The organism is Pseudomonas sediminis (assembly GCF_002741105.1).
Classification (GTDB): Bacteria; Pseudomonadota; Gammaproteobacteria; order Pseudomonadales; family Pseudomonadaceae; genus Aquipseudomonas; species Aquipseudomonas sediminis.
In genome coordinates, this window is sequence record NZ_NIQU01000009.1 from 109,413 (window position 1) to 133,976 (window position 24,564).

The window sequence follows — 24,564 nt, forward strand, 5'->3', positions numbered from 1 at the left end:
GTTGGCGTTTTTAGCCCAGGCGCTCGATCAGGCGCGTGGGAATTCTGTCCAGGGCTAGTACTTCTGCTGCGGCACCCAGTGCCACGGCGGCCTTGGGCATGCCGTAGACGGCGCTGCTGGCCTGGTCCTGGGCGATGGTATGAAAGCCGCGTTCACGCATCAGCTTCAGGCCCCTGGCGCCATCGCGGCCCATGCCCGTCAGCAACACGCCGATAGCATCACCTCGCCAGTAGGTGGCCACACTTTCGAAGAATACATCGATAGAGGGCCGGTAGACCTGATCGGCAGGTTCGCGTCGATAGACCAGGCGCCCCTCGGGCGCCAGATACAGGTGGTTGTTGGTGCCGGCCAGCAGCACGGTAGCCGGCTGCAACACTTCGCCTTCCCGCGCCAGGCGCACGGGTATGTGCGATTCACTGCCGAGCCACTGGGCCATGCCGGCGGCGAAGACTTCGTCGACATGCTGCACCAGCACGATGCTGGCAGGAAAATCCGCCGGGATCTGCCGCAGCAGTTCCACCAGTGAAGCCGGGCCGCCCGCCGATGCACCGATGGCCACCAGGCTCTTGCCACGGTTGTCGGCACTGCGCACGGGCGTCGGTTTGACCGAGCGCGAGGTCTTGTGGCCGATCATCCAGGCGATGTTATGGATCTTGCGCCGCACGGTCGCGGCATCGAGCACCTGCTGCGGGCCAAGCGACGGCGCGGCAACCACATCCAGCGCACCGGCGCCCATGGCGTCGAACACCCGTGACATGTTGCGCTCGACATCCGAGGTGACGATGAGAATGGCGCAGGGGGTGTCGTGCATGATGCGTCGGGTCGCTTCCACGCCGTCCATGCCGGGCATTAGCATGTCCATCAGCAGCAGGTCGGGCAGGTCGTCGCGGCAGCGGCTGACCGCTTCCTCGCCATTGCTGGCGACCCAGATCAACTGGTACTCGGGTTCTGCCGCCAGCGCACGGCGCAGGGCTTCGACCGCCAGGGGCATGTCGTTGGCAATGGCGATCCTCATTCGCGGGCCTCACCGATCAGGGTTTGTACGGCGTCCAGCAGTGCTTCGTCATGGAAGCTGGCCTTGGCCAGGTAATAGTCGGCGCCGGCCTCCAGGCCGCGGCGGCGATCTTCCTCGCGATCCTTGTACGACACCACCATCACTGGCAGCGAGCGCAGGCGTGGGTCCTGGCGCACTAGGGTGACCAGCTCGATACCGTCCATGCGCGGCATGTCGATATCGGTGATCAGCAGGTCGAAGGTCTCGGCACGCAGGGCGTTCCAGCCATCCATGCCGTCGACGGCGACCGATACCTGATAACCGCGGCTGAGCAGCAGTTTGCGCTCCAGTTCGCGCACGGTGAGCGAGTCATCCACCACCAGCACGCGCTTGCTGACAGCCTGGCGCGCATGACTGGCATGGTCGACACGCTCCAGGTGACCGGTGCCGAGCAATTTACCCACCGAGTTGAGCAGGTCGTCGACGTCGAGGATCAGCACCGGCGTACCGTCGTGCAGCAGGGCACCGGCAGCAACGTCGCGCATCTTGCCCAGGCGTCCATCGAGGGGCATCAGCACCAGGGTGAACTCGCCAAGGAAGGCTTCGACCGCCAGGCCGTGATACTGCTCGCGGTCGCGAATCAGCACGATGGGGATGCTGTCATCATCGCCCTGTTTTTCATTGCATTGCAGCAGCTGTGCGGCGGAGATCAGGCCGACGTGCTCGTCCTCCAGCCAGAAGTGCTGGCGCCCCTCGAGCTGGACGATGGCGCTGCGTGGCAGGCGCAGCATGCGTTCGATCTGCGCCAGCGGGAAGGCATAGGCCTCGCCGCCGATGGTCACTACCAGCGCGCGTACCACCGAGAGCGTCAATGGCAGTTCGAGGTGGAACAGGCAGCCCTGGTCGGGGTTCTGCAGCAGCCGCACGTTGCCGCGCATGCGGCGAATCTCGTGTTGCACCACGTCGAGGCCGACACCGCGCCCGGAGACTTCGGTGACCTGCTGGCTCATGCTGAAACCGGGCAGGAAGAGGAAGGCCAGCAGCTCGTCCTCGGTCATCTGCTCGACCTGCTCGGCGGTGGCGAAACGGCGTTTGATCACCGCCTGGGCAACGCGTTCGAGGTCGATACCGGCGCCGTCGTCGCTGACCTCCAGCACCAGCATGCCGGCGTGATGACGCGCGCGCAGCTGAACCACACCTTCTTCCGGCTTGCCCTTGCGAGCGCGTAGCGCCGGCGGCTCGATGCCGTGATCGACAGCGTTGCGCAGCAGGTGCGTCAGGGGGGCTTCCAGGCGCTCCAGCACGTCGCGGTCGACCTGAGTGTTTTCTCCCTCGATCTCCAGGCGCACCTGCTTGCCCAGCGAGCGGCCCAGGTCACGCAGCATGCGTGTCTGCCCGGTGAGCACATCGGCGAAGGGGCGCATGCGCGAAGCCAGGGCCAGGTCGTACAGTTGCTGCGTGCGTTGCCCGCCGTACCAGACGAAGTCGTCGAACAGTTCCTGATGGGCTTGCAGCTGTTGCTGGCATTCGATCAGCAGGTTGCGGCTCTCGGCGAACAGCGCCTGGGCGGAGGCGTCCAGGTCCGTGCCGAGCAGGTGCTCGCGCAGGCTCTCCAGGGTGCGGCGTGCCGACTCCTGCTGGCGCTTGAGGCGATGCAGCGAATCGTTCAGCGGCTTGGTGCGCTGGAATTCCACCAGCGATTTACCGGACAGGTCGATCAGGTGATCGAAGCGTTCGGCCGACACCCGCAATACGCGACTGATGCGTTCGTCGGCCACTGGTTCGGCGGGGGTGGCAGCGGTCGGCGTGGGCGTTTCCGGCAGGCTGGCCGGTTTGGCTTCGGCGACAAACGCGGCGCTTTCACCTGGTTGCACGCGCAGTGCCGGTACGGCGTTGCCAAGCAGCACCTGCAGACGTGTGGTGACGGTTTCTACACGTGCTTCCAGCTCGGCGTCCTGCTGTGCCTGGCCGATGCGCAGGAGCAGGTCGGAGCCTTGCAGCAGGGCGTCGATGTGGTCGGGCAGCAGGCGCAGCAGGCCTTCCTGGGCGGCGACCAGCAAGTCTTCCATGGCGTGGGCGACCTGCACGCCATGGTCCAGGCCGACGATGCGCGCTGCGCCCTTGAGCGAGTGCGCGGCGCGCATGCAGGCTTCCAGCTGGCTGGCGTTGCTCGGGTCACGCTCGAGAATCAGCAGGCCGGTATCGAGCACCTGCTTCTGCGCCTCGGCCTCCAGCCGGAACAGGTCGAGTAGCGATGCATCCCTCATCTGGTCAGGTGTCACGCGAGGCTCCCGATCATGGTTTGCAGCAACTGTTTGTCGTCGAGCAGGGTAATGCTCTGGTCCTGCCATTGCAGGACGCCGGCGGTGAAACGGCTGATGGCGCGCTTGTCGTCATGTTTGGTGCTACTGATGCGCGCTACGGGGATGCGCTGGATGCCGCTGACTTCATCCACCGGTGTCACCAGCGGGCCACTGCCGCTTTCCAGAATCAGCATTCGCGGTATCACCCGGCGTTCGCTGCGGCGCGCATCCTGTGGTGTGTCGAGGTCGAGCAGCTCGGCCAGCGACAAGCAGGCGACCAGGGTGCCGCGCACGTTGGTTACACCTAGAAGGCCACGGCTGTTGCGGTGCGGCAGCACGTGAATCGGCGATACCGGCATGACTTCGGCCAGGCAGCGCGTGGCGATGGCCAGCCATTGCTCGCCAAGGCGGAAAATCAGTAGCGAGCGCTGTTCGCCCTGCGCCTCTTGAGTTTCGCCCTGGCCGTAGTCGTCATCGCCACGCTCCAGCGTGCTGCCGTAACGGTCGAGCAGGGCGATGGCCGCCGCGCCGTAAACCTCGCAGTTGCGGCAATGGATATGTCGCTCCAGCTGCGGGCAACTCTTGTCGCCGAATACGCCGATGCGATTCCAGCAGTCGTCGACGGTGGGTTGGCTGTATAGCTGGTCCTGATCAGTCACCTTCGCCTACCTCGGGGTTCTGCGCTCGTCGATACAGGCGCTGGGCGCCGCTCTGGTCGCCTTGCGCTTCCAGGTGTGCGGCCAGATGAGTGAGCGCCTCACGGTGCTGTGGTTCGAGATAGATCGCCTTGCGGTAGTAGGCGCAGGCCTGATCGCCCTGGCCTGCCGCGTCGCACAGCAGGCCCAGCCAGTAATAGGCTATGGCGCTGGGGCCGTTCTGCTGCAAGTGCTGCTCAGTGCGCTGGCGCGCCTCGTCGGTGCGGCCGGCGTTGGCCAGGCTGGCCACGTCGGCCCAGGTATCCGTTACGACCGTTGCCGGCACCGCTGCGCTGAGTGTTCTGCCCTGCGGTCGTGGTCGGCTTGGCGGGACAGGGCGCGGTACTGTAACCACCGCCGGGCGCGTACGCGGGGCAGGCGCTCGTGGTGCTGCGCTGATGGGCGTCTGGGCCGGGGCCAGGCGAAAGGCGAAAGTCTGCTGCCGGCCCAGCGCCTGCAAGCCGTTCTGGCTGGCCAGGCTGGCCTCGGCTGGGCCGATGAATAGCGTGCCGCCTTCTTGCAGTTGGCGCTTGAGCAGCTCCAGCACGCGCACCTGGGTTGGGCGGTCGAAGTAGATCAGCAGGTTGCGGCAGAAGATGAAGTCGTAGCTGGGCTCGCCAGCGAACAGGCTGGGATCGAGCAGGTTACCGGTGCGCAGCCTGACGCATGTGCGCACCCGCTCGTCGAGGAGAAAACTTCCGGCGTCCTGCTCGTGAAAGAAACGATCGCGAAAGGCCAGGGCATCGCCGCGGAACGAGTTACGCCCGTAGAGGCCCTTGCGAGCTTGCTCCAGCACTTTGTCGCTGACGTCCAGCGCGTCGATCTGGAACTGCTCGGCGGAAAAGCCGGCATCGAGCAGGGTCATGGCGATGGAGTAGGGCTCTTCACCGCTGGAACTGGGCAGGCTGATCAGGCGCAGCGGCCGACCGCCATGCAACTGCGCATGGCGCTCCTGAGCCAGGCTGGCCAGCGCATTGAACGACTCCGGGTAGCGGAAGAACCAGGTTTCCGGCACCACCACCGCTTCCACCAACGCCTGCTGTTCGCGCGTCGAGCCGCCGAGGGTGGTCCAGTAGCCTTCCAGGTTCTGCTGGCCGAGGGCGCTCATGCGTTGGCGCACGGCGCGTTCGATCACCGTGCGGCCGACCGATTCGGCTTCCAGGCCGATACGGCTTTTCAGCAGGCGCTCGATATGCTCGATCATGCCGTCAGCCCTGGTCCGCAGGTTGGAACAGCAGGGCGCGTACCTCGTCGTCGAGCAACCCGGCGACCTCGATGCGCTGGATCATGCCACGGGCATCACGCTGCAGCGGCCCCAGGTAGTCCGCCTGGCCTGCTTCCAGGCCGCTGGCCTTGAACGCCTCACTGGGCAGGCGCAGGGTGTCGGTGGCCTGCTCCAGAATCAGCCCTAGCACTGGCGACTGCTCACCCAGCTGCAGGTCGAAGCGCACCAGCACCACGCGTGTGCTGCTACGGGATTGGGCGGCGCGCCCCAGCACGCGACGGCTGAGATCGATCACTGGGGTCACTCGGCCGCGATGCTCGAACAACCCGGCTACCCACAGCGGCGCTTCGGGCACCTGTTTCAGACGGCGTAGCGGCAGCACTTCGACCACCTGACTGGCGGGAAGGGCGTAGCGATCATCACCGAGCGTGAACTGCAGGTGCAGCTCACCCGCTGCTGCTTTGCTGGGGGCTGGCATGTTCAGACCTTGAAGCGGCTGACGCCAACGCGCAGGTTGTTGGCCACCTGGTTGAGTTCATCGATGGCGGCGCCAGCCTGACGCAGCGAATCGACGGTCTGGCTGCTGGCTTCACCGAGCTGCACCAATGCCTGGTTGATCTGTTCGGCGCCGGTGGACTGCGCCTGCATGCCTTCGTTGACCATCTGGATACGCGGCGCGAGGGCCTGCACCTGCTGAATGATCTGGCTGAGCTGGTCGCCCATCTGCGCCATCTCGCCGATGCCGCGGCGCACTTCTTCGGAGAACTTGTCCATGCCCATCACGCCGGCCGATACGGCGGACTGGATCTCGCGCACCATCTGCTCGATGTCGTAGGTGGCCACGGCGGTCTGGTCGGCCAGGCGGCGCACTTCCACGGCCACCACGGCGAAGCCCTTGCCGTACTCGCCGGCTTTCTCCGCCTCGATGGCGGCGTTGAGTGACAGCAGGTTGGTCTGATCGGCCACCTTGACGATGGTGGTGACCACCTGGGTGATGTTGCCGGCCTTCTCGTTGAGGATCGACAGCTTGCCGTTGACTACATCGGCTGCACCCATCACCTGGTGCATGATCTCTTCCATGCGCGCCAGGCCCAGCTGACCGGTGCCAGCGAGAATCGAGGTCTGCTCGGCGTTGTCCGATACCTCGCCCATGGTGCGGACCAGATCGCGCGAGGTGGCCGCGATCTCCCGTGAAGTTGCGCCTATTTCAGTGGTGGTGGCAGCGGTCTCGGTGGCCGTGGCCTGCTGCTGGCGCGAGGTGGCAGCGATCTCGGTGACCGAGGTGGTCATCTGCACCGCTGAGCGCTGGGCGTTGCCGACCAGGTTCTTGAGCTCGCCGACCATGCTGTTGAAACCCAGCTCGATGGCGTTGAATTCGTCGCGGCGGTGCATGTCGAGTTTCGCCGACAGGTCGCCGCTTTCCAGGGATTTGAGGATGCTGACGATGCGGTTCACGGGGGTGGTGATGGCGCTCATCAGCAGCCAGCCGCAGACGGCGGAGACGAGGATGGCCAGCAGGATGGCGATCAGTAACCCCGCTTCCATGATCCGCACTGCGCTGCGAATCTCACGCGCGGCGGCATCGGCCTGGCCGCGATTCATTTCGATCAGCTCGCTCAGCAGGCTTTCACCTTTTTCCCACTCGGGAAACACGCGTTCGGCGCTGAATTGGCGAGCCTGTTTGGGTGCAAGGCTCGGCAGGCTATCGAGCAATTGTCCGTGCCGGTTCAGATACTGGTGCTGCACCTGACGGAACTGTTCGGCCAGCGCCAGCTCCTGCTCGTCTGCCGTGGCACTCTGGTAGCGGCCGAACTCCTCGTCGAGCGCCTGCATCTGCGTGGCGAACTGGTCGCGGTAGTTGTCCAGCAGGGTGGCAACGTCTTCATCGACGGCGCGCAACAGCAAGCGGCGAGTGTCGAGCATGTGACGGGACCAGAGCTCTTGTGTCTTGCTCGGGTAATACAGGCCCGGGATCGACTCGCTGCGGATGCCATTGGCCTCGTTCTCGATCTTGACCAGGCGCATGTAGGAGACGCCGGCCAGCAGGACCAGAATGGCGATGATCAGCAGGAAGCTGACGATGATTCGATTGCGTACGGTCAGGTTCATCATATCCACGTGCCCTGGCTGATCAATTTACCCATCAACTACAGCATACCGGCACATTGCCGTTTTGCCTGGGTGTAACGAATTTGTACAGGTTGCCTGGTGAAAGGCAATAAAAAAGCCGGCTTGTGGCCGGCTTTTAGGAGGTGGTCAGGGCTTATTTTTGGTAAGCCGCGACTGCCTTGTTGATCAGGCCACGGGCTTCTTCAGCGCCGCCCCAGCCTTCTACCTTGACCCACTTGCCCTTCTCCAGATCCTTGTAGTTCTCGAAGAAGTGCTTGATCTGCTCGATCAGCAGCGCGGGCAGGTCGGTGTATTCCTGAACGTCTTTGTACAGAACGGTCAGTTTGTCGTGCGGAACGGCAACCAGCTTGGCATCGCCGCCGGCTTCGTCGCTCATGTGCAGTACGCCGACCGGACGAGCGCGGATCACCGAACCCGGCGCGACCGGATAAGGAGTCACGACCAGCACGTCGAGGGGGTCGCCGTCGTCAGCCAGAGTGTGCGGGATGAAACCGTAGTTGGCCGGGTAGAACATCGGGGTGGCCATGAAGCGATCGACCATCAGGCAATCGGTGTCATGGTCGATTTCGTATTTGATCGGCGCGTGGTTGGCCGGGATTTCGATGGCAACGTAGATGTCGTTCGGCAGGTCTTTACCAGCCGGGATCTTGCTGTAGCTCATGGGGGAAACTCCCAGGGAGGGCCAAAAAAGTGGGGCGCATTATAGGCGTATTCGCACTGCGTTACTACGGCGGCCTACTCAGCCATTGGTCGCGTTTTCGACCGTCCTGTAGTCGGGGTGTTCCGCTTGCAGCCGTCGCAATCGCGCCAGGCTGTCCTGGCGGTAGAACAAGGACAGCTGCTGGTAGACGTCCGGAAAGGCATCCGCCAGCAGATCCGGTGCGCTGAAGAAGTATTCGCTGGCCACCGCGAAGAACTCTGCCGGGTCTTCCGCCGCGTACGGGTCAATGGCGGTCTCGGCGTCGGGATTGGCGTCCAGCTCGGCGTTCAGTGCGTCATAGGCGCTCTGCATGGCATGCGCCCAATCCTGCACGCGCATGTCGCGGTGCAGCGGTGGCAGGCCATTGGCACCGCCTTCGAGCATGTCCAGCTTGTGCGCCAGTTCGTGGATCACCAGGTTGTAGCCTTCCCAGCCGCCGCTGCTTTCGACGCCCGGCCAGGCGAGGATCACCGGGCCTTGTTGCCAGGCCTCGCCGCTGCGCGCGTCGTCCCATTCGTGTTCGATACCGCTGGCGTCGCGGTGGCGCTGCGGGCTCACGAAGTCATCCGGGTATAGGACGATTTCGTGAAACCCCCGGTACCAGTCCAGATCGCCCAGGTGCAGTAGCGGCAATTGCGCCTGGGCTGCCAGCAGCAGGTACTCGACCGGGCCGAGCTGCAGGCCCGGCAGGGCGGTCAGGTGCTTGTCATGCAGAAACAGCACGGCGCGTTCGCGTAATTGCTGCTCTTCACGCTCGTCGAGGCCATCGAGGATCGGCAGGCGTCTGCGTACTTCGGCCCAGTGTGCGGGATCGACAGGGTTGTTTTCGAGGGTGCGACGGCGGCGCCAGGCCTTGAAGGACCACATGCATGCGGGCTCGTTGGGAGGACCCGGCCACCATAAGGGCGCCAAGCGCTCGCTACAAGTCGGCATAAAGGCTGCAACGCCTCTTGCAGCTTCGCTGCAGCAGGAGGGCTGAGCATGGCGCTACAACTGCTGGAACACCCGGGCATCACGCTGGCGAGCGGCACCGGGCTGGACTTGCCGCACCAGGCCGCGCGGGCTCGGGCGATGTGGCTGGCCGGTCGCCTGCAGCGTCCGCCATTGCTGCTGGTCGTGCTGCTTTGGGCACGTCACTGCCCTGATGTGGTGCAAAGCCTGGAACGTCATCTGGACGCCCTGTTCGCCGATTTTCGCTGTACGCCTGAGGGCTGGAGTCAAACCCAGGCGGCGCGACAGGTGCTGGCCGCGCTGAACCTACAGCTGTTCCGGCGGCAGCAGGCCGGGCGGGGCGCCGCCGACTTGCATGCCGGTGTGTTGCTGATGCAGGGAGATGAGTTGCAGTTTCTGCAGGCGGGTAGTGTCGGTCTGGCGCGTGCGCACAAAGGTGTCTTGCAAGTCCTGGCAGGGCGTGAGGGGCAGGCTCTCGGTGCTCAGGCCGAGTTGGCGCTGGTTCAGCACAGTCTGTTGCCGAGCCGCGGCGAGCATCTGTTGCTGGCGCCGCAACCGCTAATCGATGTGAGTGATCTGCAAGGGCTATGTATCCAGGCGGAGGGTGGCTTGGGCGAGCGGCTGAAACCGCTGTTGCAGGCTCCCGGCGCTGCAGTGCTGCTGCGTCTGGGGGAAACCCAGTGCCTGGCGCCGGCACCGTCCGCTGTGGTGTGTCCGGCGCTGATGCAGATCGCCTGCGGCCAGCAGCTCGATGGCTGGACGCTGTTGCGTCAATGTCCTTATGGGCCGTCTGGGCGGGTATACCTCGGGCGTGATGAATCCGGGCGGGAAGCCGTGCTCTGGTTCGCCGAAGACGAGGCAGGCGAAGCCTTCTGGCAGCGTGAGTGGGCTCTGCGACGCAGTACGCAGCAGGCCTTGCCGCAGGTACTGTCGCCGCATCAGGCGCGCAGCCATGCATACCTGGTGCTGGCCAAACCGCCTCGCGGCATGCGCAACCTGTTCGATTGGGTGGCTGCTCATGGGGCGCCGGATACGCAGACGCTGATAGGGATAGTGACGCAACTGATCGCCGCCGTGCGTTCGCTGCAGCGCCGTGGCATGCAGGGGCTTTGGTTGAGCCCGAGGCAGATTTTGCTCGGTGATGACGGGCGCGTGCTGTTTCTGCCTGACGCCGCTGCGATCCTGCCCGGTGTGGCGCGTCAGTCTTTGCCTGAGCAGGCTGTACCGCTAGCGCCGGAACTGCGCAGCGGGCGAGCACTGGATGGTCGTGCCGATCAGTTCGCCCTGGCGGCGCTGATCTACTGGCTGATGTCGGGGCAATGGCCAGAGGCGGCGCGCGGCGACGTCAGGCCTGGACACTGTTATGTGCCCTTGGCGACCTTTACCGTGCATGTGCCGCAAGGCTGGGATGGCGTGCTGGCCCGCGCCCTGGCGCCGCAGCCACAGGCACGTTTCGAGGCGCTGTCGGAGTTTCAGCTGGCATTGCAGCAGCCCTTGCAGGCGCGTCGCAGTCAAGCGCTGCGGCGCGTGCCAATGCAGCCGGCACGCCTGGCTGCGCTAGGTCTGGTCACGTTGCCATTGCTGTTGGGGCTGCTGCTCAGTCTCGGCGGCTGACGGGCAGCCGCTACACCTGCGAGTAGATCAATCGGAGTTGATCGGCAGCACGTAGTTCTTGAACTGCTCGTCCTCGACGAAGCCGATGGACTCGTAGACCTTCTGCGCCACCTCGTTGTCGCGGCTGGTGGCCACGCGCATACGCACGGCGTTGGTTTCCTTGGCCATCTGCTTGGCGGTGTGCAGCAGACGGTCGGCTACCAGTTGGCGGCGAGCATCCTCGGCGACATAGATGTCGTTGAGAATCCACACGCGCTTGAGCGACAGCGAGGAGTAGCTGGGGTAGAGCTGACAGAAGCCGAGCAGCTTGTCCTCGTCGTCGGCCAAAGCCAGATAGATCACCGACTCCTTGCGGCGCAGGCGCTTCTCGAGGAATTTGCGTGACGACTCGGGGTAGGGCAGCTCGTTGTAGAACTCGCGGTATTTGACGAACAGCGGGGTCAACAGGTCCAGGTGCTCCAGGGTGGCTTGGACGATGCGCATGGTGGGCCTCGGCTTTTCTCTATGGTGGGGCAGCAGTGGCGATGCAGCTGTTGTGCCAGCGGGTCAGCCGATGCTGCCTCAAAGCCAGTTGAAAGCGCAATCCAAGCAAGCGTTTGATTTTCCCGAGGCCGAGCAACTTGGTATTGGTGCATCTGTCTGAACTGGGCGCAGCAGCCGCCTGGCGGGCGCTGTGCTAACCTGCCGCCATCGCTTTAAGCCCTACGAGTAGGGCGTGTTCAGAGGACATCCATGCACATTCATATTCTCGGCATCTGCGGCACCTTCATGGGCTCGCTCGCGGTGCTGGCCAAGGAGCTCGGCCATCGCGTCACTGGCTCCGATGCCAATGTCTATCCGCCTATGAGCACTCAGTTGGAAGCCCAGGGCATTGAGCTGATGCAGGGCTTTGATCCGGCGCACCTGCAGCCGGCGCCCGATCTGGTGGTGGTGGGTAATGCCATGAGCCGTGGCAACCCGGCGGTGGAATACGTGCTGAACAAGGGCCTGCCTTATGTGTCCGGCCCGCAGTGGCTGGCTGATCACGTGCTGCAGGGGCGCTGGGTGATGGCGGTCGCCGGCACCCATGGCAAAACCAGCAGTTCGAGCATGCTGGCCTGGGTGCTGGAGCACGCCGGCATGGCGCCGGGCTTCCTGATCGGCGGCGTGCCGCAGAATTTCGGTATTTCCGCGCGTCTGGGCGATACGCCGTTCTTCGTGGTCGAGGCCGACGAGTACGACAGCGCCTTCTTCGACAAGCGCAGCAAGTTCGTCCACTACCGCCCGCGCACAGCGATCCTCAACAACCTGGAATTCGATCACGCGGACATATTCCCGGATCTTGCGGCCATCGAGCGGCAGTTCCACCATCTGGTGCGCATCATCCCCAGCGAGGGGCTGGTCATCCATCCGGCTAGCGAAAGCGCGCTGGCGCGGGTGATCGAGATGGGCTGCTGGACGCCGGTGCAGACCACCGGTGAAGGTGGTCAGTGGCAGGCACGTCTGCTCAGTGCGGATGGCTCGCGCTTCGAGGTGAGCTTCGACGGCAAGGTCGAAGGCACCGTGGAGTGGAACCTGACCGGCCAGCACAACGTCGCCAACGCCCTGGCCGTACTCGCCGCAGCGCGCCATGTCGGCGTGGTGCCGGCGCTGGGCATCGAGGCACTGGGCCAGTTCATCAACGCCAAGCGGCGTATGGAAAAGGTCGCCGAGGTGAACGGTGTGACCGTCTTCGATGACTTCGCCCACCACCCCACTGCCATAGCAACCACGCTCGATGGCCTGCGCAAGCGTGTCGGCGAAGATACCCAGGTGATCGCGGTGATCGAGCCGCGCTCCAATTCGATGAAACTCGGCGCCCATCGTGACGGCCTGGCCGAGTCCGCCGAACAGGCCGATGCGGTGTTCTGGTACGCGCCGCCGAATCTTGGCTGGGACCTGGCCGCCACCGTGGCGCAGGCGCGCAACCCGACGCGGGTGTGCGACTCGCTGGAGTCGATCATCGATGGTGTGAAGGCTCTGGCGCGCCCCGGTACCCAAGTGGTGGTCATGAGCAACGGTGGCTTCGGCGGTTTGCACGGCAAGCTGGCAGCAGCTCTGGAGGGATAAATGTCTGGCCCTGAGAGAATAACCCTGGCCATGACCGGCGCCTCGGGCGCGCAATACGGCCTGCGCCTGCTCGACTGCCTGGTGCAGGAAGAGCGCGAAGTGCACTTCCTGATCTCCAAGGCTGCGCAGTTGGTGATGGCCACCGAAACCGACGTGGCGCTACCGGCCAAACCGCAGTCCATGGCGCAGTTCCTGACCGAGTACACCGGTGCGGCGCCGGGGCAGATCCGCGTCTACGGCAAGGAAGACTGGATGGCCCCGGCCGCCTCCGGCTCCGGTGCGCCCACTGCCATGGTGGTAGTGCCGTGCAGCACCGGCACCTTGTCGGCCATCGCTGCCGGTGCCTGCAACAACCTGATCGAGCGCGCCGCCGACGTAGCCTTGAAGGAGCGCCGCCAGCTGATTCTGGTGCCGCGTGAGGCGCCGTATTCGAGCATCCATCTGGAGAACATGCTCAAGCTGTCGAATCTGGGCGTGACCATCCTGCCGGCCTCGCCGGGTTTTTATCACCAGCCGCAAACGCTGGATGATCTGGTGGACTTCGTCGTGGCGCGCATCCTCAATTGCCTGAATATCCCCCAGGACATGCTGCCGCGCTGGGGGGAGCATCATTTGGTATCAGATGACTAAGGAGAGTGCTGATGTCCATTGTGAGTCGCTGTGTGTTGGGAAGCGTCTTCACGTTGTCGTTGCTGCCGGTTGCAGAGGCGTCCATGCGCTGCGGTACCGCCCTGGTTTACGAGGGCGAGCGTAGCGTCGAGGTGCTGCGCAAATGCGGTGAACCCGATCAGCGTGAGGTGACACCACCCAGCAGTCCGCAGGGTGGCGGCGTGACAGTCGAGCAATGGGTGTATGGGCCTCGCAATGGCGTCTACCGCTACCTGCGTTTTCTCGATGGCAAGCTGGTGGAAATAAGGACCGAACGCGGATGAGACGGCCTGTAACGCTCACCCTGTTGCTGGCGCTGAATCTGAGCGGCTGTGCCACCGTACGCACGCTGGACGCGGCCAAGCCTGGTGCGCCGGTGGTCTATGCCGGCACGCGACTGGATTGGTATGCGATCAATGGCGGGTGCTGCCCGCTGGACCGTTTCGGCGCCGAAGCGCCAAGCTATCCCAGGCTGGATCTGCCGGCCAGTGCGCTGCTCGATACCTTGTTGCTGCCCCTGTCACTGGCCACTGCGCTGGGCGTAAGCCTGGGCATTAGTGGCGGGCTGTAACTCGGATGTAATGCGGAGAAGGCGCTGGCGCAGCCTACGGGGTTGGCGTTGCTGGCGTCGCTCAGCAGGTTTCCGTTTCTACTTCCTGGCACACGTCGATCCATTCGGCATCGACCAGTTCGGCCATGCGCTGCGGAGCGATGCGTACGGCGCTGTGGGTGGCGCCGGCCGCCGGTAGGACCTCATCGAAGGCCAGCAAAGAGCGGTCGCAGTAGACGCTGAGCGGTGTAGCCAGGCCGAATGGACAGACGCCGCCCACCGGATGGCTGGTCAGCTCTATCACCGTTTGCGCATCGAGCATGCGCGACTTGGCGCCGAAGCATTCCTTCATCTTGCGGTTGTCGATGCGGGCGTCGCCACGGGCGACGATCAGCACGTCGCGTTCGGCGATACGAAAGGCCAGGGTCTTGGCGATCTGTCCCGGCGATACGCCATGCGCCTCGGCAGCCAGCGCCACGGTGGCGGTGCTGGACTGCAGTTCGATGATCGCGATGTCGGGCGCCTTGGCGGCGAAGAAGGCGCGTACAGAGGCCAGGCTCATGAAGCGGTTCCCCAGGGCTGTCGAGGTGAGCACGACGCTGTGGCCAGTCTGTGCTGGTCAGGCACAGCCTCATCCTGGCGCTGGCGTGGTCGTGAGCACGGCGAAAAAACAAGCGGCCATGCTCGCGCCGCATAGCCAGCACGTCAAGGCCTGATGGCGTCAGTTTGCCAGCAGATGCGCTGCTTTTTCGGCTTCATCGAGCCCGAAGCGACCTTTTTCGTCGCGTGTTACCCGGCCCATGGCCACGTCCGGGTCGTGGGTGAATACCAGTCGGCCGCCCCGGGAAAACAGATCGCTGAGCAGCGCTTCCTTTTCCTCGATAAGGCCTTCGGGAAAGCGGTCATAGCCCATGGTGATCGGCAGGTGCACCCAGGGCGCACCGGGGATCAGGTCGCCGGGAAACACCACCGGCCCACCCGGCATGACCACCTCCGGCAGCAACTGGCCCGGTGTGTGGCCGTCGCTCCAGTGCAGGCGCCAGTCTGGACCTAGTAGCTCGCAACTGTCGGTTTCGTCGATCAGTTGCAGGCGGCCGCTGGCTTCCAGCAAAGCCAGCAGCTCCGGGATATAAGAGGCTTTATCGCGGGCGTGTGGATTGCAGGCGCGCTGCCATTGGCGCCGGCCGGTGACGAAGCGTGCGTTGGGAAACAGCAGACGTGCGGGTTGATCCGCCTGCCAGGCGGCGAGCAGGCCGCCGGCATGGTCGAAGTGCAGGTGGGTGAGCACGACGATATCGATATCGGCATCGCTCAGGCCGACGGCGGCCAGGCTGTCGAGCAGCACGTGACGCTCTTCCTGTACGCCGAAGCGCTGCTTGAGCTCCGGGCTGAAGAAGGCGCCGATGCCGGTCTCGACAAGGATGTTGCGCTCGTCCTCCTGTACCAGCAGGGCGCGGCAGCCGAGGTCGATGCGGTTCAATTCGTCGGCTGGCATCCAGCGTTGCCAGAGAGCCTTGGGCGCGTTGCCGAACATGGCGCCGCCATCGAGTTTCTGGCTGTTGCCGGTCAGGGTGGTCAGGGTTCGCATGGGTTATCTCTTATTCTTGTCCGTTCGCGGTGATTGTTTCAGCGTTCGATGGCCAGGGCCACACCCTGGCCGCCACCGATGCACAGGGTAGCCAGGGCACGACGGGCATCGCGGCGCTGCATCTCATGCACCAGGCTGACCAGGATGCGGCAGCCGGAGGCGCCGATGGGGTGGCCTAGGGCGATGGCGCCGCCGTTGACATTGACCTTGGCGCTGTCCCAATGCAGTTCGCGGCCGACGGCGATGGCCTGGGCGGCAAAGGCTTCGTTGGCCTCGATCAGGTCGAGCTGTTCCAGGCTCCAGCCGGCGCGTTCCAGCGCCTTACAGCTGGCGAATACCGGGCCGATGCCCATCACTGCCGGATCGACCCCGGCGCTGGCGTGGGCGGCGATACGGGCCAGCACCGGCAGTTGCAGTTCGTCGGCTTTCTCGGCGCTCATCAGCAGTACGGCAGCGGCGCCATCGTTGAGGGTCGAAGCGTTGCCTGCGGTCACCGTGCCGTCATTCTTGAAAGCCGGGCGCAGCTTGCCCAGGCTGTCCAGGCTGGTGCCTGCGCGCGGTTGTTCATCCTGGGCAAAGCGCAGTGGTTCGGCGCCGCGCTGGGGGATTTCCACCGGGACGATCTCGCCTGCAAAGCGCCCCGCGTCGATGGCGGCCTGGGCGCGCTGCTGCGAACGCAGGGCGAAGGCGTCCTGCTCGGCGCGGGTGACGCCGTACTGCTCGGCCAGATTCTCGGCGGTGATACCCATGTGGTAATTGTTGAACGCGTCCCATAGGCCGTCCTGAATCATCGTGTCGACCAATTGCGCATGGCCCATGCGCAGGCCGCTACGGGCGCCGGGCATGACGTAGGGAGCCAGGCTCATGTTCTCCTGGCCGCCGGCGATGATTATCTCGGCGTCGCCGCCACGAATGGCCTGGGCGCCGAGGATCACCGCCTTGAGGCCGGAGCCGCAGACCTTGTTCAGGGTCATGGCCGGCACCGTATGTGGCAGGCCGGCGAGCAGGACACTCTGGCGCGCCGGGTTCTGCCCGGAACCCGCGGTGAGCACCTGGCCGAGAATCACTTCGTCGATCTGCTCGCCCTCGATTCCCGTGCGGGCCAGGAGTTCACGGATCACCGCGGCGCCCAGTTGCGGCGCGGGTATGCGGCTCAACGCGCCCTGAAAGCTGCCGATGGCGGTACGGCAGGCGGCGACTATCACGACTTCACGCATAAGGACTCCTCGTCGGCTGGGCAGGGCCAGCCGAAGCTCGAATAAAAAAGCGCGGCGCCGAAGCGCCGCGCAACACGCTCAACCTTGCAGGGCCGCCGGCTCGGCGGTGGCGGATTGCACCTGCCCTATGTTTAGAACTGTTCGGCGGCCAGGCCATACAAGGACTGGCTACCACCACGAATACTCGCCTCCAGGCTCAGGGTGCGCGGCAGCAGGCGGGCGAAGAAGAACTCGGCGGTCGCGAGCTTGCTGCCGTAGAAGGCTTCGTCTTCACCCAGCTTGCTTTGCGCCACGGCAGCCATGCGTGCCCACATGTAGGCGTAGGCGACGTAGCCGAACAGGTGCAGGTACTCCACCGAGGCGGCACCGACTGCGTTGGGTTCGCTCTTGGCCTGCTCCAGCAGCCAGCCACTGACTGCTTCCAGTCGTTCCAGCGCTTCCACCAGGCGATCACCGAAGGGCGATTCATGGGCGTGGGCGAAGTCGCGCACTTCGCTGGCGAACAGGCGCAGTGCGGCGCCGCCGTTGGCCACCACCTTGCGCCCGAGCAGGTCGAGTGCCTGGATGCCGTTGGTGCCTTCGTAGATCTGCGCGATGCGCACGTCGCGCACCAGCTGCTCCTGGCCCCATTCGCGGATATAGCCATGGCCGCCGAATACCTGCTGGCCGTGTACGCAGCTTTCCAGCCCGGTGTCGGTGAAGAAGGCCTTGGCCACCGGGGTGAGCAGGGCCACCAGGGCTTCGGCATTCTGCCGCTCGCTGGCGTCCTCGGCGTACTTGGCCAGGTCGAGCTGCTGACCGACGTAGCAGGCAAAGGCCCGGCCGCCCTCGTTCAGCGCTTTCATGGTCAGCAGCATGCGACGCACGTCAGCGTGGACGATGATCGGGTCGGCGACCTTGTCGTGGTTGACCGGGCCAGTGGCGGCACGGCCCTGGATGCGTTCGCGGGCGTAGCTGACGGCCGACTGATAGGACGCCTCGGCGCAGCCGATGCCCTGGATGCCGATGGACAGACGCTCGTAGTTCATCATGGTGAACATCGCCGCCAGGCCCTTGTTGACCTCGCCGATCAGGTAACCGGTGGCGCCGTCGAAGTTCATCACGCAGGTGGCCGAGGCCTTGATGCCCATCTTATGCTCGATGGAGCCGCAGCTTACGGCGTTGCGCGCGCCGAGGCTGCCATCGGCGTTGACCATCACCTTGGGCACCAGAAACAGCGAGATGCCCTTGGGCCCGGCTGGTGCGTCCGGCAGCTTGGCCAGCACCAGGTGGATGATGTTCTCGGTCAGGTCCTGCTCGCCGCCGGTGATGAAAATCTTGCTGCCAGTAACCTTGTAGCTGCCATCGGCCTGTGGCTCTGCCTTGGTGCGGATGATGCCCAGGTCGGTGCCGGCATGGGCCTCGGTCAGGCACATGGAGCCGGCCCAGCGACCCTCGTACATCGGCGGCAGGTAGGTGGTTTTAAGGTCTTCGCTGGCGTGGGCGTCGATGGCCAGGCAGGCGCCGGAGCTCAGCGCCGAGTACAGCGCGAAGCTGGAGCCGGCGGCGTAGAGCATCTCCTCGAAGGCCACGGCGAGCATCTTGGGCATGCCCATGCCGCCGTAATTCGGGTTGCCGGACAGGCCCACCCAGCCGCCTTCGGTGTAGGTGGCATAGGCCTCGCGAAAACCGGTCGGGGTGCGCACGTCGCCATCGACCCACTGTGCGCCTTCTTCGTCGCCGCTGCGGTTGAGCGGGGCGATCAGGCCGCCGGTGACCTTGGCCGCTTCTTCGAGGATGGCGTCGGCGGTGTCGGCATCGACGGTTTCCGCCAGGGCCGGCAGACGTGCCCACAGGCTCGGCGCCTGGAAGACTTCATGGAGGACGAAGCGCATATCGCGCAGCGGGGCGTTGAACTCGGGCATTGTGCAACCTCGACAGCAGTGGCGCCGCGACGAGCGCGGCGCGTGTGGAACGAAATCCGTCAGTCGGCTTCCGCCGGACTTTGCGGCTTATCCTTGACGCTGGTGAATTTAAGCAGATGGGTGCGTTCGACCAGGATGTACAGCGCGGCGCCTGCAGCCAGGCCCCAGCCCGCGCCGTAGACAGCGAGCACCACACCCATAGTGCCGGCGATGCCGCGCTCGGTGTTGTTGTTCAGTTGCTCGAAGCCGACCATCAGGCAGATGTAGCCGGTGAGGATCAGCGTCAGCGACAGGGCGATCGGCAGTACCGGCTGGAAGAAACTGACCAGCGGCAGCATGAACAGCGCGGCGAAACCGGTGATCCAAAAGGTGCCTGCGCCGCTGTAGATCGAATCCATCGCCTTGCGGCCGTACTTGTAGCGTTCGGCCATGGTCGCCGCCACCGCCGTCCACAGCGGGCCGGCCAGGCCAGGGTAGGGCGCGAAGAAGGCATGCAGGGCGTTGCGGATGGCAGTTACCAGGTGGATGCGGTCGACGTTGTTTTCGATTACCTCGTCGGTGCGCAGTTCATCGGCGCGCTGCATCAGCGACTGGCCGACGATGATGTCGCCGAAGGCGATCACGTAGGCAATCACCGCGGTGGGTACGGCCAGCATGAACACGTCCAGGCCGGGGAAGCCGACGTTGAACGGCAGGTAGTTCCACATTTCGCCGAAGGCCGGCGCGGTGATGCCCCATTTCACGTCCGGCATCTTGTACTCGCCCACGCCGATGCCGATGAAGATGGCGATCAGCATGCCCGGCACCATGCCGTAGTTGACGATCTTGCGGGCGAAGGGCACGCGCTCGGTCAGGCCTTTGAACGACACCGAAAACATCAGGTACAGGCAGATCAGGCTGCCCAGCACCAGGGAAATCGGTGTGTTGGCCAGGCGGCCGCCAGCGCTGATCTCGCCCATCAGTGCGGCGATACCGGCGCCGATGATGATGCCGCCCTTCATCGAGTTGGGGATCAGTCGTACCAGTGCACTGCCCAGGCGGGTGACGCCGAGGAAGAGGAAGATCACGAACACCAGAAACTGCAAGGCGAACAGCGCCTGAATGGCCGCTGGGCCCGGCTCGTAGTTGCCGAGAAACAACAGCACCACGGGGATGCCGGGGGTGATCCAGCCCGGCACCAGCGGCACGCCGAGCAGCGCCGGCAGCACGAAGCCGATGCCGCATACCACCACGTAGGCCAGGGCCACGTCGTAGGGCAGGCCGAGGTATTTCTCCAGCAGCGGGATCATCGCCAGGCTGACCACGAACATGATCAGTGCCTGCAGCATCTCGGCGGTTTCCCAGCGGTAATGCACGAAGGGCAGGCGCAGCTTGAACGGGCCAAGGGGCCAGTGCGGTTGTTCGTCGCCGTCACGGCGCTTGAAAATTTGCATGAGAGTTCTCCGTCGGCCGCCTGGGCCGGTTCTTGTTGTTGTGGAAACGGTTAATTCACCCCTCTCCCACCTGGAGAGGGGCCGGGGGAGAGGGCGCTTCTACAGCGCCTTGGCCATATCGCGCAGGACGAACTTCTGGATCTTGCCGGTGCTGGTTTTCGGCAACTGGGTGAAGACCACGGTCTTGGGCACCTTGAAGCCGGCCAGGTGCTCACGGCAGAAGCTCATGATCTCGCTGTCGCTGGCCTGCTGGCCGGTCTTCAGGGTGATGAAGGCGCAGGGCGTCTCGCCCCATTTTTCGTCCGGTCGGGCTACCACGGCTGCTTCCAGCACCGCCGGGTGGCGATAGAGCACGCCCTCGACCTCGATGGTGGAGATGTTCTCGCCGCCGGAGATGATGATGTCTTTGAGGCGGTCGCGGATTTCCACGTAGCCGTCGGCGTGGCACACGCCCAGGTCACCGGTGTGGAACCAGCCACCCTCGAAGGCCTCGGCGGTGGCGCTGGGGTTCTTCAGGTAGCCCTTCATCACCGTATTGCCGCGCATGAAGATCTCGCCAATGGTCTGGCCGTCGCGCGGTACCGGCTCGAGGGTTTTCGGGTCGGCGACCATCACCCCTTCCAGGGTCGGGTAGCGCACACCCTGGCGCGCCTTGATGGTGGCGCGTTGTTCCAGCGGCAGCTCGTCCCATTCGGCGTGCCAGGCGCACAGGGTTACCGGGCCATAGACCTCGGTGAGGCCGTAGACGTGTGTCACGGCGATGCCCATTTCTTCCACCGCGCCGATGACCTTGGCGGGTGGCGCGGCGCCGGCGACCATGGCCTTGACCGGGTGATCGATGGCCGCCTTGGCCTCGGCCGGCATGTTCACCAGGGCGTTGAGTACGATAGGCGCGCCGCACAGATGGGTGACCTGTTCGTCGCGGATCAGGGTGAGGATCTTCGCCGGGTCGACGCGGCGCAGGAACACGTGCACGCCCGCCAGGGCGGTGATCGTCCAGGGGTAGCACCAGCCATTGCAGTGGAACATCGGCAACGTCCACAGGTAGACCGGGTGGTTGCCCATGGCCCAGGTCATCTGGTTGCCCATGGCATTGAGGAAGGCGCCACGGTGGTGATAGACCACGCCCTTGGGGTTGCCGGTGGTGCCGGAGGTGTAGTTGAGGCTGATGGCCTGCCACTCGTCAGTGGGCCACTGCCAGGCGAATTCGGGATCGCCTTCGGCGAGGAAGGCCTCGTAGTCCAGATCGCTGACCGCCTGGCCTTCGCCGTACTCGGGGTCGTCGACGTCGATCACCAGCGGCGGGTGGTCGAGCATGCCGATGGCCGCATGGATCACGTCATAGAACTCGCGGTCGGCGATCACCACCTTGGCTTCGCCATGCTGCAGCATGAAGGCGATGGCTTCGGCGTCCAGGCGCACGTTGAGGGTGTTGAGCACCGCGCCGATCATCGGCACGCCGAAATGCGCTTCGAGCATGGCCGGAATGTTCGGCAGCATCACCGCTACCGTGTCGCCCTTGCCGATACCGCGACCGGCCAGCGCCGAAGCCAGGCGCCGGCAACGCGCGTAGGTTTCGGCCCAGTTGCGGCGAATCGAGCCATGCACCACCGCCGGATATCGCGGGTAGACCGCCGCGGTGCGCTCGATGAAGCTAAGGGGGCTGAGGGCGACATGGTTGACGGCGGCGCGGCCGAGGCCCTGCTCGTAGATCGACATGGCGGATACACCTTTGGCTGATTGTTAGCTCTGGTTATTCCGGTAATGATGCAGGCATTACCGAAGCTTGCTGGCGGTAATTTATAGGTCATTTCTATTTTTTATGGAAGTTGTACCAAGGTTTTATAGAATAATTACTATATGAATCTTTCGAGTGATCAGGCGGCCGTGCCGCTGCAGGCCTGGCTGCGTATCCAGCGCGAAGCGCCATCCCTCAACGAGCGGGCGGCAGCTTTGCGTCGCGCCGTACTGGGCTGCCCACAGGTACGCCAGGCCTGGTACCTGACCTGGCAGCCGGCCAGCCGCACCTATGCCCAGGAAGATGGCGGGCCACGTTTGCCGCCGGGCCAGGGTGATCCGCTGGCCGCCAGCGATCAGGCCTTGTTCGAGGCGCTGACGACGCAGCCCTGCCTGAGCCTGGAAGCAGTGCGTCAGTTGCCCTGCTGGCTGGCGGGTCGACTGCGCCGCGCTGCTATTCATCACGGTCAGGCCCTGGCGCTGAGCCTGGAGGAGGGTGGTGCCGGTCTGTTGTTGCTGCAGGTGGACGAAGATGCCGGCCTGGAGTGGTTGCCCTGGCTGCGCGAGCTGCTGGCGCAACTGATCGCGCTGGCCGGTGGCATGGCGCGCAGCGCACCGCTGCTGTCGGCCGATCCGCAGCCGGCGCTGCTGCTCGATGAGCAGGCACGGGCGTTGGAATTCAATCAGGCCCTGCAGACCTTGCTCGGCGACCGTGCGTTGGTGCAGGTGGGCGCGCTGCTGCCGGTCAACCATGTGCCGTTGGTGCGTGCTTGCCTGGAGCAGGGGCGCGCGATCGAGGCAGTGGAGGCACAGGACGGCGAGCGCATCCTGATCTGGAGCTTTATCCCCGATGTTGCCGAGCGCCGTGTGCTGGCGCGCTGCCGCGAAGCGACCCAGGAGATTCGCGAGCAGCGCGAAGCGGCGCGCGCGCGACGGCTGTATCGGCTGATCACCGAGAACACCACCGATCTGATTTCCCGGCACACCCCGGACGGCGTGTTCCTCGACGCCACGCCTGCCAGTTGGACGTTGCTCGGCTACTGGCCGGAAGAGCTACGCGGCATGGCGGTCGACAGCCTGCTGCATCCGCAGGATCAGGCTCAGCAAGCCAAGCAGGCGCGCGAGGCACTGGAGCAGGATGGCTACCACACCATGAGCTATCGCATTCGCCACCGCGACGGTCACTACCTCTGGTTCGAGACCGCCAGCCGCGCCATCCGCGAGACTTACACCGGTGCGGTGGTGGAGGTGGTCAGCGTGTCGCGCGACATTACCGCGCGCATCCAGGCCGAGGAGAACAAGCGCCGCCTGGAGGACGAGCTGGCGCACACCACGCGGCTGATCACCCTGGGCGAGCTGGCCTCGGGCATCGCCCACGAGATCAACCAGCCGCTGGCGGCGGTGGTCAACTACGCCAGCGCCAGCCAGCGCTACCTGCAGGGCGTCGGCGGCGATCCTGCCGGTGTGGACAAGGTGGGCCAGGGCCTGGCACGCATCACCGAGCACGCCAATCATGCCTCGGCCGTGATCAAGCGCCTGCGTGCTTTCCTGCGCAAGGGCCAGCGGCGCATGCAGGCGCTGAACCTGGCCGAGGTGGCGCGCGAAGCGGTGCGTCTGTGCAACTGGGAGGCCGGTACGGCGCAGGTGGCGGTGAGCGACCTGTTGCCGGACAATCTGCCGCCGGTATTTGCCGACCGCGTGCTGCTCGAACAGGTACTGCTCAACCTGCTGCGCAATGCCATCGATGCCAACCGCGAACGTCACCCTGGTGCACCTTCGCAGGTGCGTCTGGAGGCAAGCGAAGCGGACGGCAACCTGGCGATCCGGGTGATCGATCAGGGGCCGGGTGTCAGTGACGAGCAGATGGGCAAGCTGTTCACCCCCTTTTACACCAGCAAGGCCGATGGACTGGGGCTAGGCCTGTCCATGAGCCGCAGCATCATCGAGGGCTTTGGTGGGGCGCTGGAGGCCTTCCCGGCTGAGGGCGGCGGGCTGTGTCTGGAGTGCCGCTTGCCGCTGGGTAGGGACGATGAGTCATTGTCGAACAGTCGCGGCTAAAGCCCCTCCCACAGGGCATGCAAACTGTGCGAGGGGGCGTTAGCCGCGATCGATGAAACGCATAACAACAAGAGGAGCAGCACAGGGATGCAACAACTGGTTTACGTGGTCGATGATGACCAGGGCATGCTCGACTCGACGCTCTGGCTGCTGGAGTCGGTAGGCCTCAAGGGCGTGCCGTTCACCAGCGGTCGCGCTTTTCTCGAGGCCTGCGATGCGGCGGCCAACGCCTGTGTGCTGCTCGACGTGCGCATGCCGGGTATGGGTGGGCTCAATGTGCAGGAGGAAATGCGCGCACGGGGTATCGACCTGCCGATAATTTTCGTCAGCGGTCATGCCGACGTGCCTATCGTCGTGCGTGCGTTCAAGGCCGGCGCCGTGGATTTCATCGAGAAGCCCTACAACGAGCAGTTGCTGCTCGACAGTGTTCAGCAGGCGCTAGAGCGTCGTTTGCCTGCGGTGCGCCAGGATCCGCGTCTGGCAGCGGTACAGGCACGGCTCGATCAACTCACCCCGCGTGAGCGTGACGTGCTGTTGCCATTGGTGCGCGGCTACACCAACCGTGAAGTCGCCGAGCAGCTGGATATCAGCGTGAAAACCGTCGACCTCTATCGCTCACGGGTGATGAAACGCATGCAGGCCGAGACGCTGGCCGAGCTGGTGGGTATGGCTATCGCCGCCGGTCTGGTAGACAGCCTGGCGTTGCGTGAGCCGGTGCGCGTCTGAGCC

The 24,564-nt window shown here is 64.7% G+C and carries 22 protein-coding genes; 7 read left to right on the forward strand and 15 right to left on the reverse strand.

The window, feature by feature from the left end:
- Positions 1-10 precede the first annotated feature (10 nt).
- From cheB to CDO35_RS19825, 8 genes are all read right to left on the reverse strand, one after another.
- A complete protein-coding gene (cheB, locus tag CDO35_RS19790; protein WP_099526334.1) occupies positions 11-1,015 on the reverse strand; it encodes a chemotaxis response regulator protein-glutamate methylesterase in 1,005 nt (334 codons plus the stop codon).
- On the reverse strand, positions 1,012-3,276 hold the full coding sequence (locus tag CDO35_RS19795; RefSeq protein WP_099526335.1) for a hybrid sensor histidine kinase/response regulator: 2,265 nt from the start codon (positions 3,274-3,276) through the stop codon (positions 1,012-1,014). The genes cheB and CDO35_RS19795 overlap by 4 nt, the downstream gene beginning before the upstream one ends.
- Positions 3,273-3,956: a chemotaxis protein CheW gene (locus CDO35_RS19800; protein ID WP_099526336.1), complete on the reverse strand. Its 684-nt coding sequence runs from the start codon at positions 3,954-3,956 to the stop codon at positions 3,273-3,275. Before CDO35_RS19800 ends, CDO35_RS19795 begins: the two co-directional genes overlap by 4 nt.
- Entirely contained in the window at positions 3,949-5,196 is a 1,248-nt protein-coding gene (locus CDO35_RS19805) for a CheR family methyltransferase (protein WP_099526337.1), read from the reverse strand. Before CDO35_RS19805 ends, CDO35_RS19800 begins: the two co-directional genes overlap by 8 nt.
- Before the next feature lie 4 nt (positions 5,197-5,200).
- A complete protein-coding gene (locus tag CDO35_RS19810; RefSeq protein WP_079782736.1) occupies positions 5,201-5,695 on the reverse strand; it encodes a chemotaxis protein CheW in 495 nt (164 codons plus the stop codon).
- Between the two features lie 2 nt (positions 5,696-5,697).
- Positions 5,698-7,326 carry a methyl-accepting chemotaxis protein gene (locus CDO35_RS19815; RefSeq protein ID WP_099526338.1) on the reverse strand — a complete coding sequence of 543 codons (1,629 nt, stop codon included), beginning with the start codon at positions 7,324-7,326 and terminating at the stop codon, positions 5,698-5,700.
- Between the two features lie 154 nt (positions 7,327-7,480).
- Positions 7,481-8,008, reverse strand: coding sequence for an inorganic diphosphatase (ppa, locus tag CDO35_RS19820; RefSeq protein ID WP_013717208.1), 528 nt, complete (start codon positions 8,006-8,008; stop codon positions 7,481-7,483).
- A gap of 78 nt (positions 8,009-8,086) precedes the next feature.
- A complete protein-coding gene (locus tag CDO35_RS19825; RefSeq protein ID WP_099526339.1) occupies positions 8,087-8,914 on the reverse strand; it encodes a M90 family metallopeptidase in 828 nt (275 codons plus the stop codon).
- Between the two features lie 114 nt (positions 8,915-9,028).
- On the opposite strand from CDO35_RS19825, the gene CDO35_RS19830 reads away from it, so the two are divergent.
- Entirely contained in the window at positions 9,029-10,612 is a 1,584-nt protein-coding gene (locus CDO35_RS19830) for a serine/threonine-protein kinase (RefSeq protein ID WP_099526340.1), read from the forward strand.
- A gap of 27 nt (positions 10,613-10,639) precedes the next feature.
- On the opposite strand, the gene CDO35_RS19835 is transcribed toward CDO35_RS19830, so the two are convergent.
- Positions 10,640-11,095 carry a GNAT family N-acetyltransferase gene (locus CDO35_RS19835; RefSeq protein ID WP_036998299.1) on the reverse strand — a complete coding sequence of 152 codons (456 nt, stop codon included), beginning with the start codon at positions 11,093-11,095 and terminating at the stop codon, positions 10,640-10,642.
- A gap of 249 nt (positions 11,096-11,344) precedes the next feature.
- Here CDO35_RS19835 and mpl point away from each other — a divergent pair, with 249 nt between their 5' ends.
- Genes mpl through CDO35_RS19855 form a run of 4 tightly spaced genes read left to right on the forward strand, consistent with a single transcriptional unit; the run spans position 11,345 to position 13,919 of the window.
- Positions 11,345-12,700 (forward strand): UDP-N-acetylmuramate:L-alanyl-gamma-D-glutamyl-meso-diaminopimelate ligase, encoded by a 1,356-nt coding sequence (gene mpl / locus CDO35_RS19840; RefSeq protein WP_099526341.1) that lies wholly within the window; start codon positions 11,345-11,347, stop codon positions 12,698-12,700.
- Positions 12,701-13,330, forward strand: coding sequence for a flavin prenyltransferase UbiX (ubiX, locus tag CDO35_RS19845; RefSeq protein ID WP_064494985.1), 630 nt, complete (start codon positions 12,701-12,703; stop codon positions 13,328-13,330). It begins immediately after the preceding gene.
- Between the two features lie 11 nt (positions 13,331-13,341).
- On the forward strand, positions 13,342-13,632 hold the full coding sequence (locus CDO35_RS19850; RefSeq protein ID WP_099526342.1) for a DUF2845 domain-containing protein: 291 nt from the start codon (positions 13,342-13,344) through the stop codon (positions 13,630-13,632).
- Positions 13,629-13,919 carry a YceK/YidQ family lipoprotein gene (locus CDO35_RS19855; RefSeq protein ID WP_099526343.1) on the forward strand — a complete coding sequence of 97 codons (291 nt, stop codon included), beginning with the start codon at positions 13,629-13,631 and terminating at the stop codon, positions 13,917-13,919. The genes CDO35_RS19850 and CDO35_RS19855 overlap by 4 nt, the downstream gene beginning before the upstream one ends.
- Positions 13,920-13,980: 61 nt before the next feature.
- On the opposite strand, the gene CDO35_RS19860 is transcribed toward CDO35_RS19855, so the two are convergent.
- From CDO35_RS19860 to CDO35_RS19885, 6 genes are all read right to left on the reverse strand, one after another.
- Positions 13,981-14,460 carry a YbaK/EbsC family protein gene (locus CDO35_RS19860; RefSeq protein ID WP_079785262.1) on the reverse strand — a complete coding sequence of 160 codons (480 nt, stop codon included), beginning with the start codon at positions 14,458-14,460 and terminating at the stop codon, positions 13,981-13,983.
- A 159-nt stretch (positions 14,461-14,619) separates the two neighbouring features.
- Positions 14,620-15,486 (reverse strand): MBL fold metallo-hydrolase, encoded by an 867-nt coding sequence (locus CDO35_RS19865; protein ID WP_099526344.1) that lies wholly within the window; start codon positions 15,484-15,486, stop codon positions 14,620-14,622.
- Positions 15,487-15,524: 38 nt separating this feature from the next.
- Positions 15,525-16,703, reverse strand: a complete 1,179-nt coding sequence (locus CDO35_RS19870) for an acetyl-CoA C-acetyltransferase (protein ID WP_099526345.1) — start codon at positions 16,701-16,703, stop codon at positions 15,525-15,527.
- Positions 16,704-16,834: 131 nt separating this feature from the next.
- Positions 16,835-18,607, reverse strand: coding sequence for an acyl-CoA dehydrogenase C-terminal domain-containing protein (locus CDO35_RS19875; protein WP_099526346.1), 1,773 nt, complete (start codon positions 18,605-18,607; stop codon positions 16,835-16,837).
- A gap of 59 nt (positions 18,608-18,666) precedes the next feature.
- Positions 18,667-20,040, reverse strand: coding sequence for a solute carrier family 23 protein (locus tag CDO35_RS19880; RefSeq protein WP_099526347.1), 1,374 nt, complete (start codon positions 20,038-20,040; stop codon positions 18,667-18,669).
- 99 nt (positions 20,041-20,139) lie between these two features.
- Positions 20,140-21,759 carry an acyl-CoA synthetase gene (locus tag CDO35_RS19885; RefSeq protein ID WP_099526348.1) on the reverse strand — a complete coding sequence of 540 codons (1,620 nt, stop codon included), beginning with the start codon at positions 21,757-21,759 and terminating at the stop codon, positions 20,140-20,142.
- Positions 21,760-21,900: 141 nt separating this feature from the next.
- Here CDO35_RS19885 and CDO35_RS19890 point away from each other — a divergent pair, with 141 nt between their 5' ends.
- A complete protein-coding gene (locus CDO35_RS19890; protein ID WP_208019977.1) occupies positions 21,901-23,835 on the forward strand; it encodes a sensor histidine kinase in 1,935 nt (644 codons plus the stop codon).
- Between the two features lie 87 nt (positions 23,836-23,922).
- Complete coding sequence (locus CDO35_RS19895) at positions 23,923-24,561, forward strand: response regulator transcription factor (RefSeq protein ID WP_064494980.1); 639 nt, start codon at positions 23,923-23,925, stop codon at positions 24,559-24,561.
- Positions 24,562-24,564 lie beyond the last annotated feature (3 nt).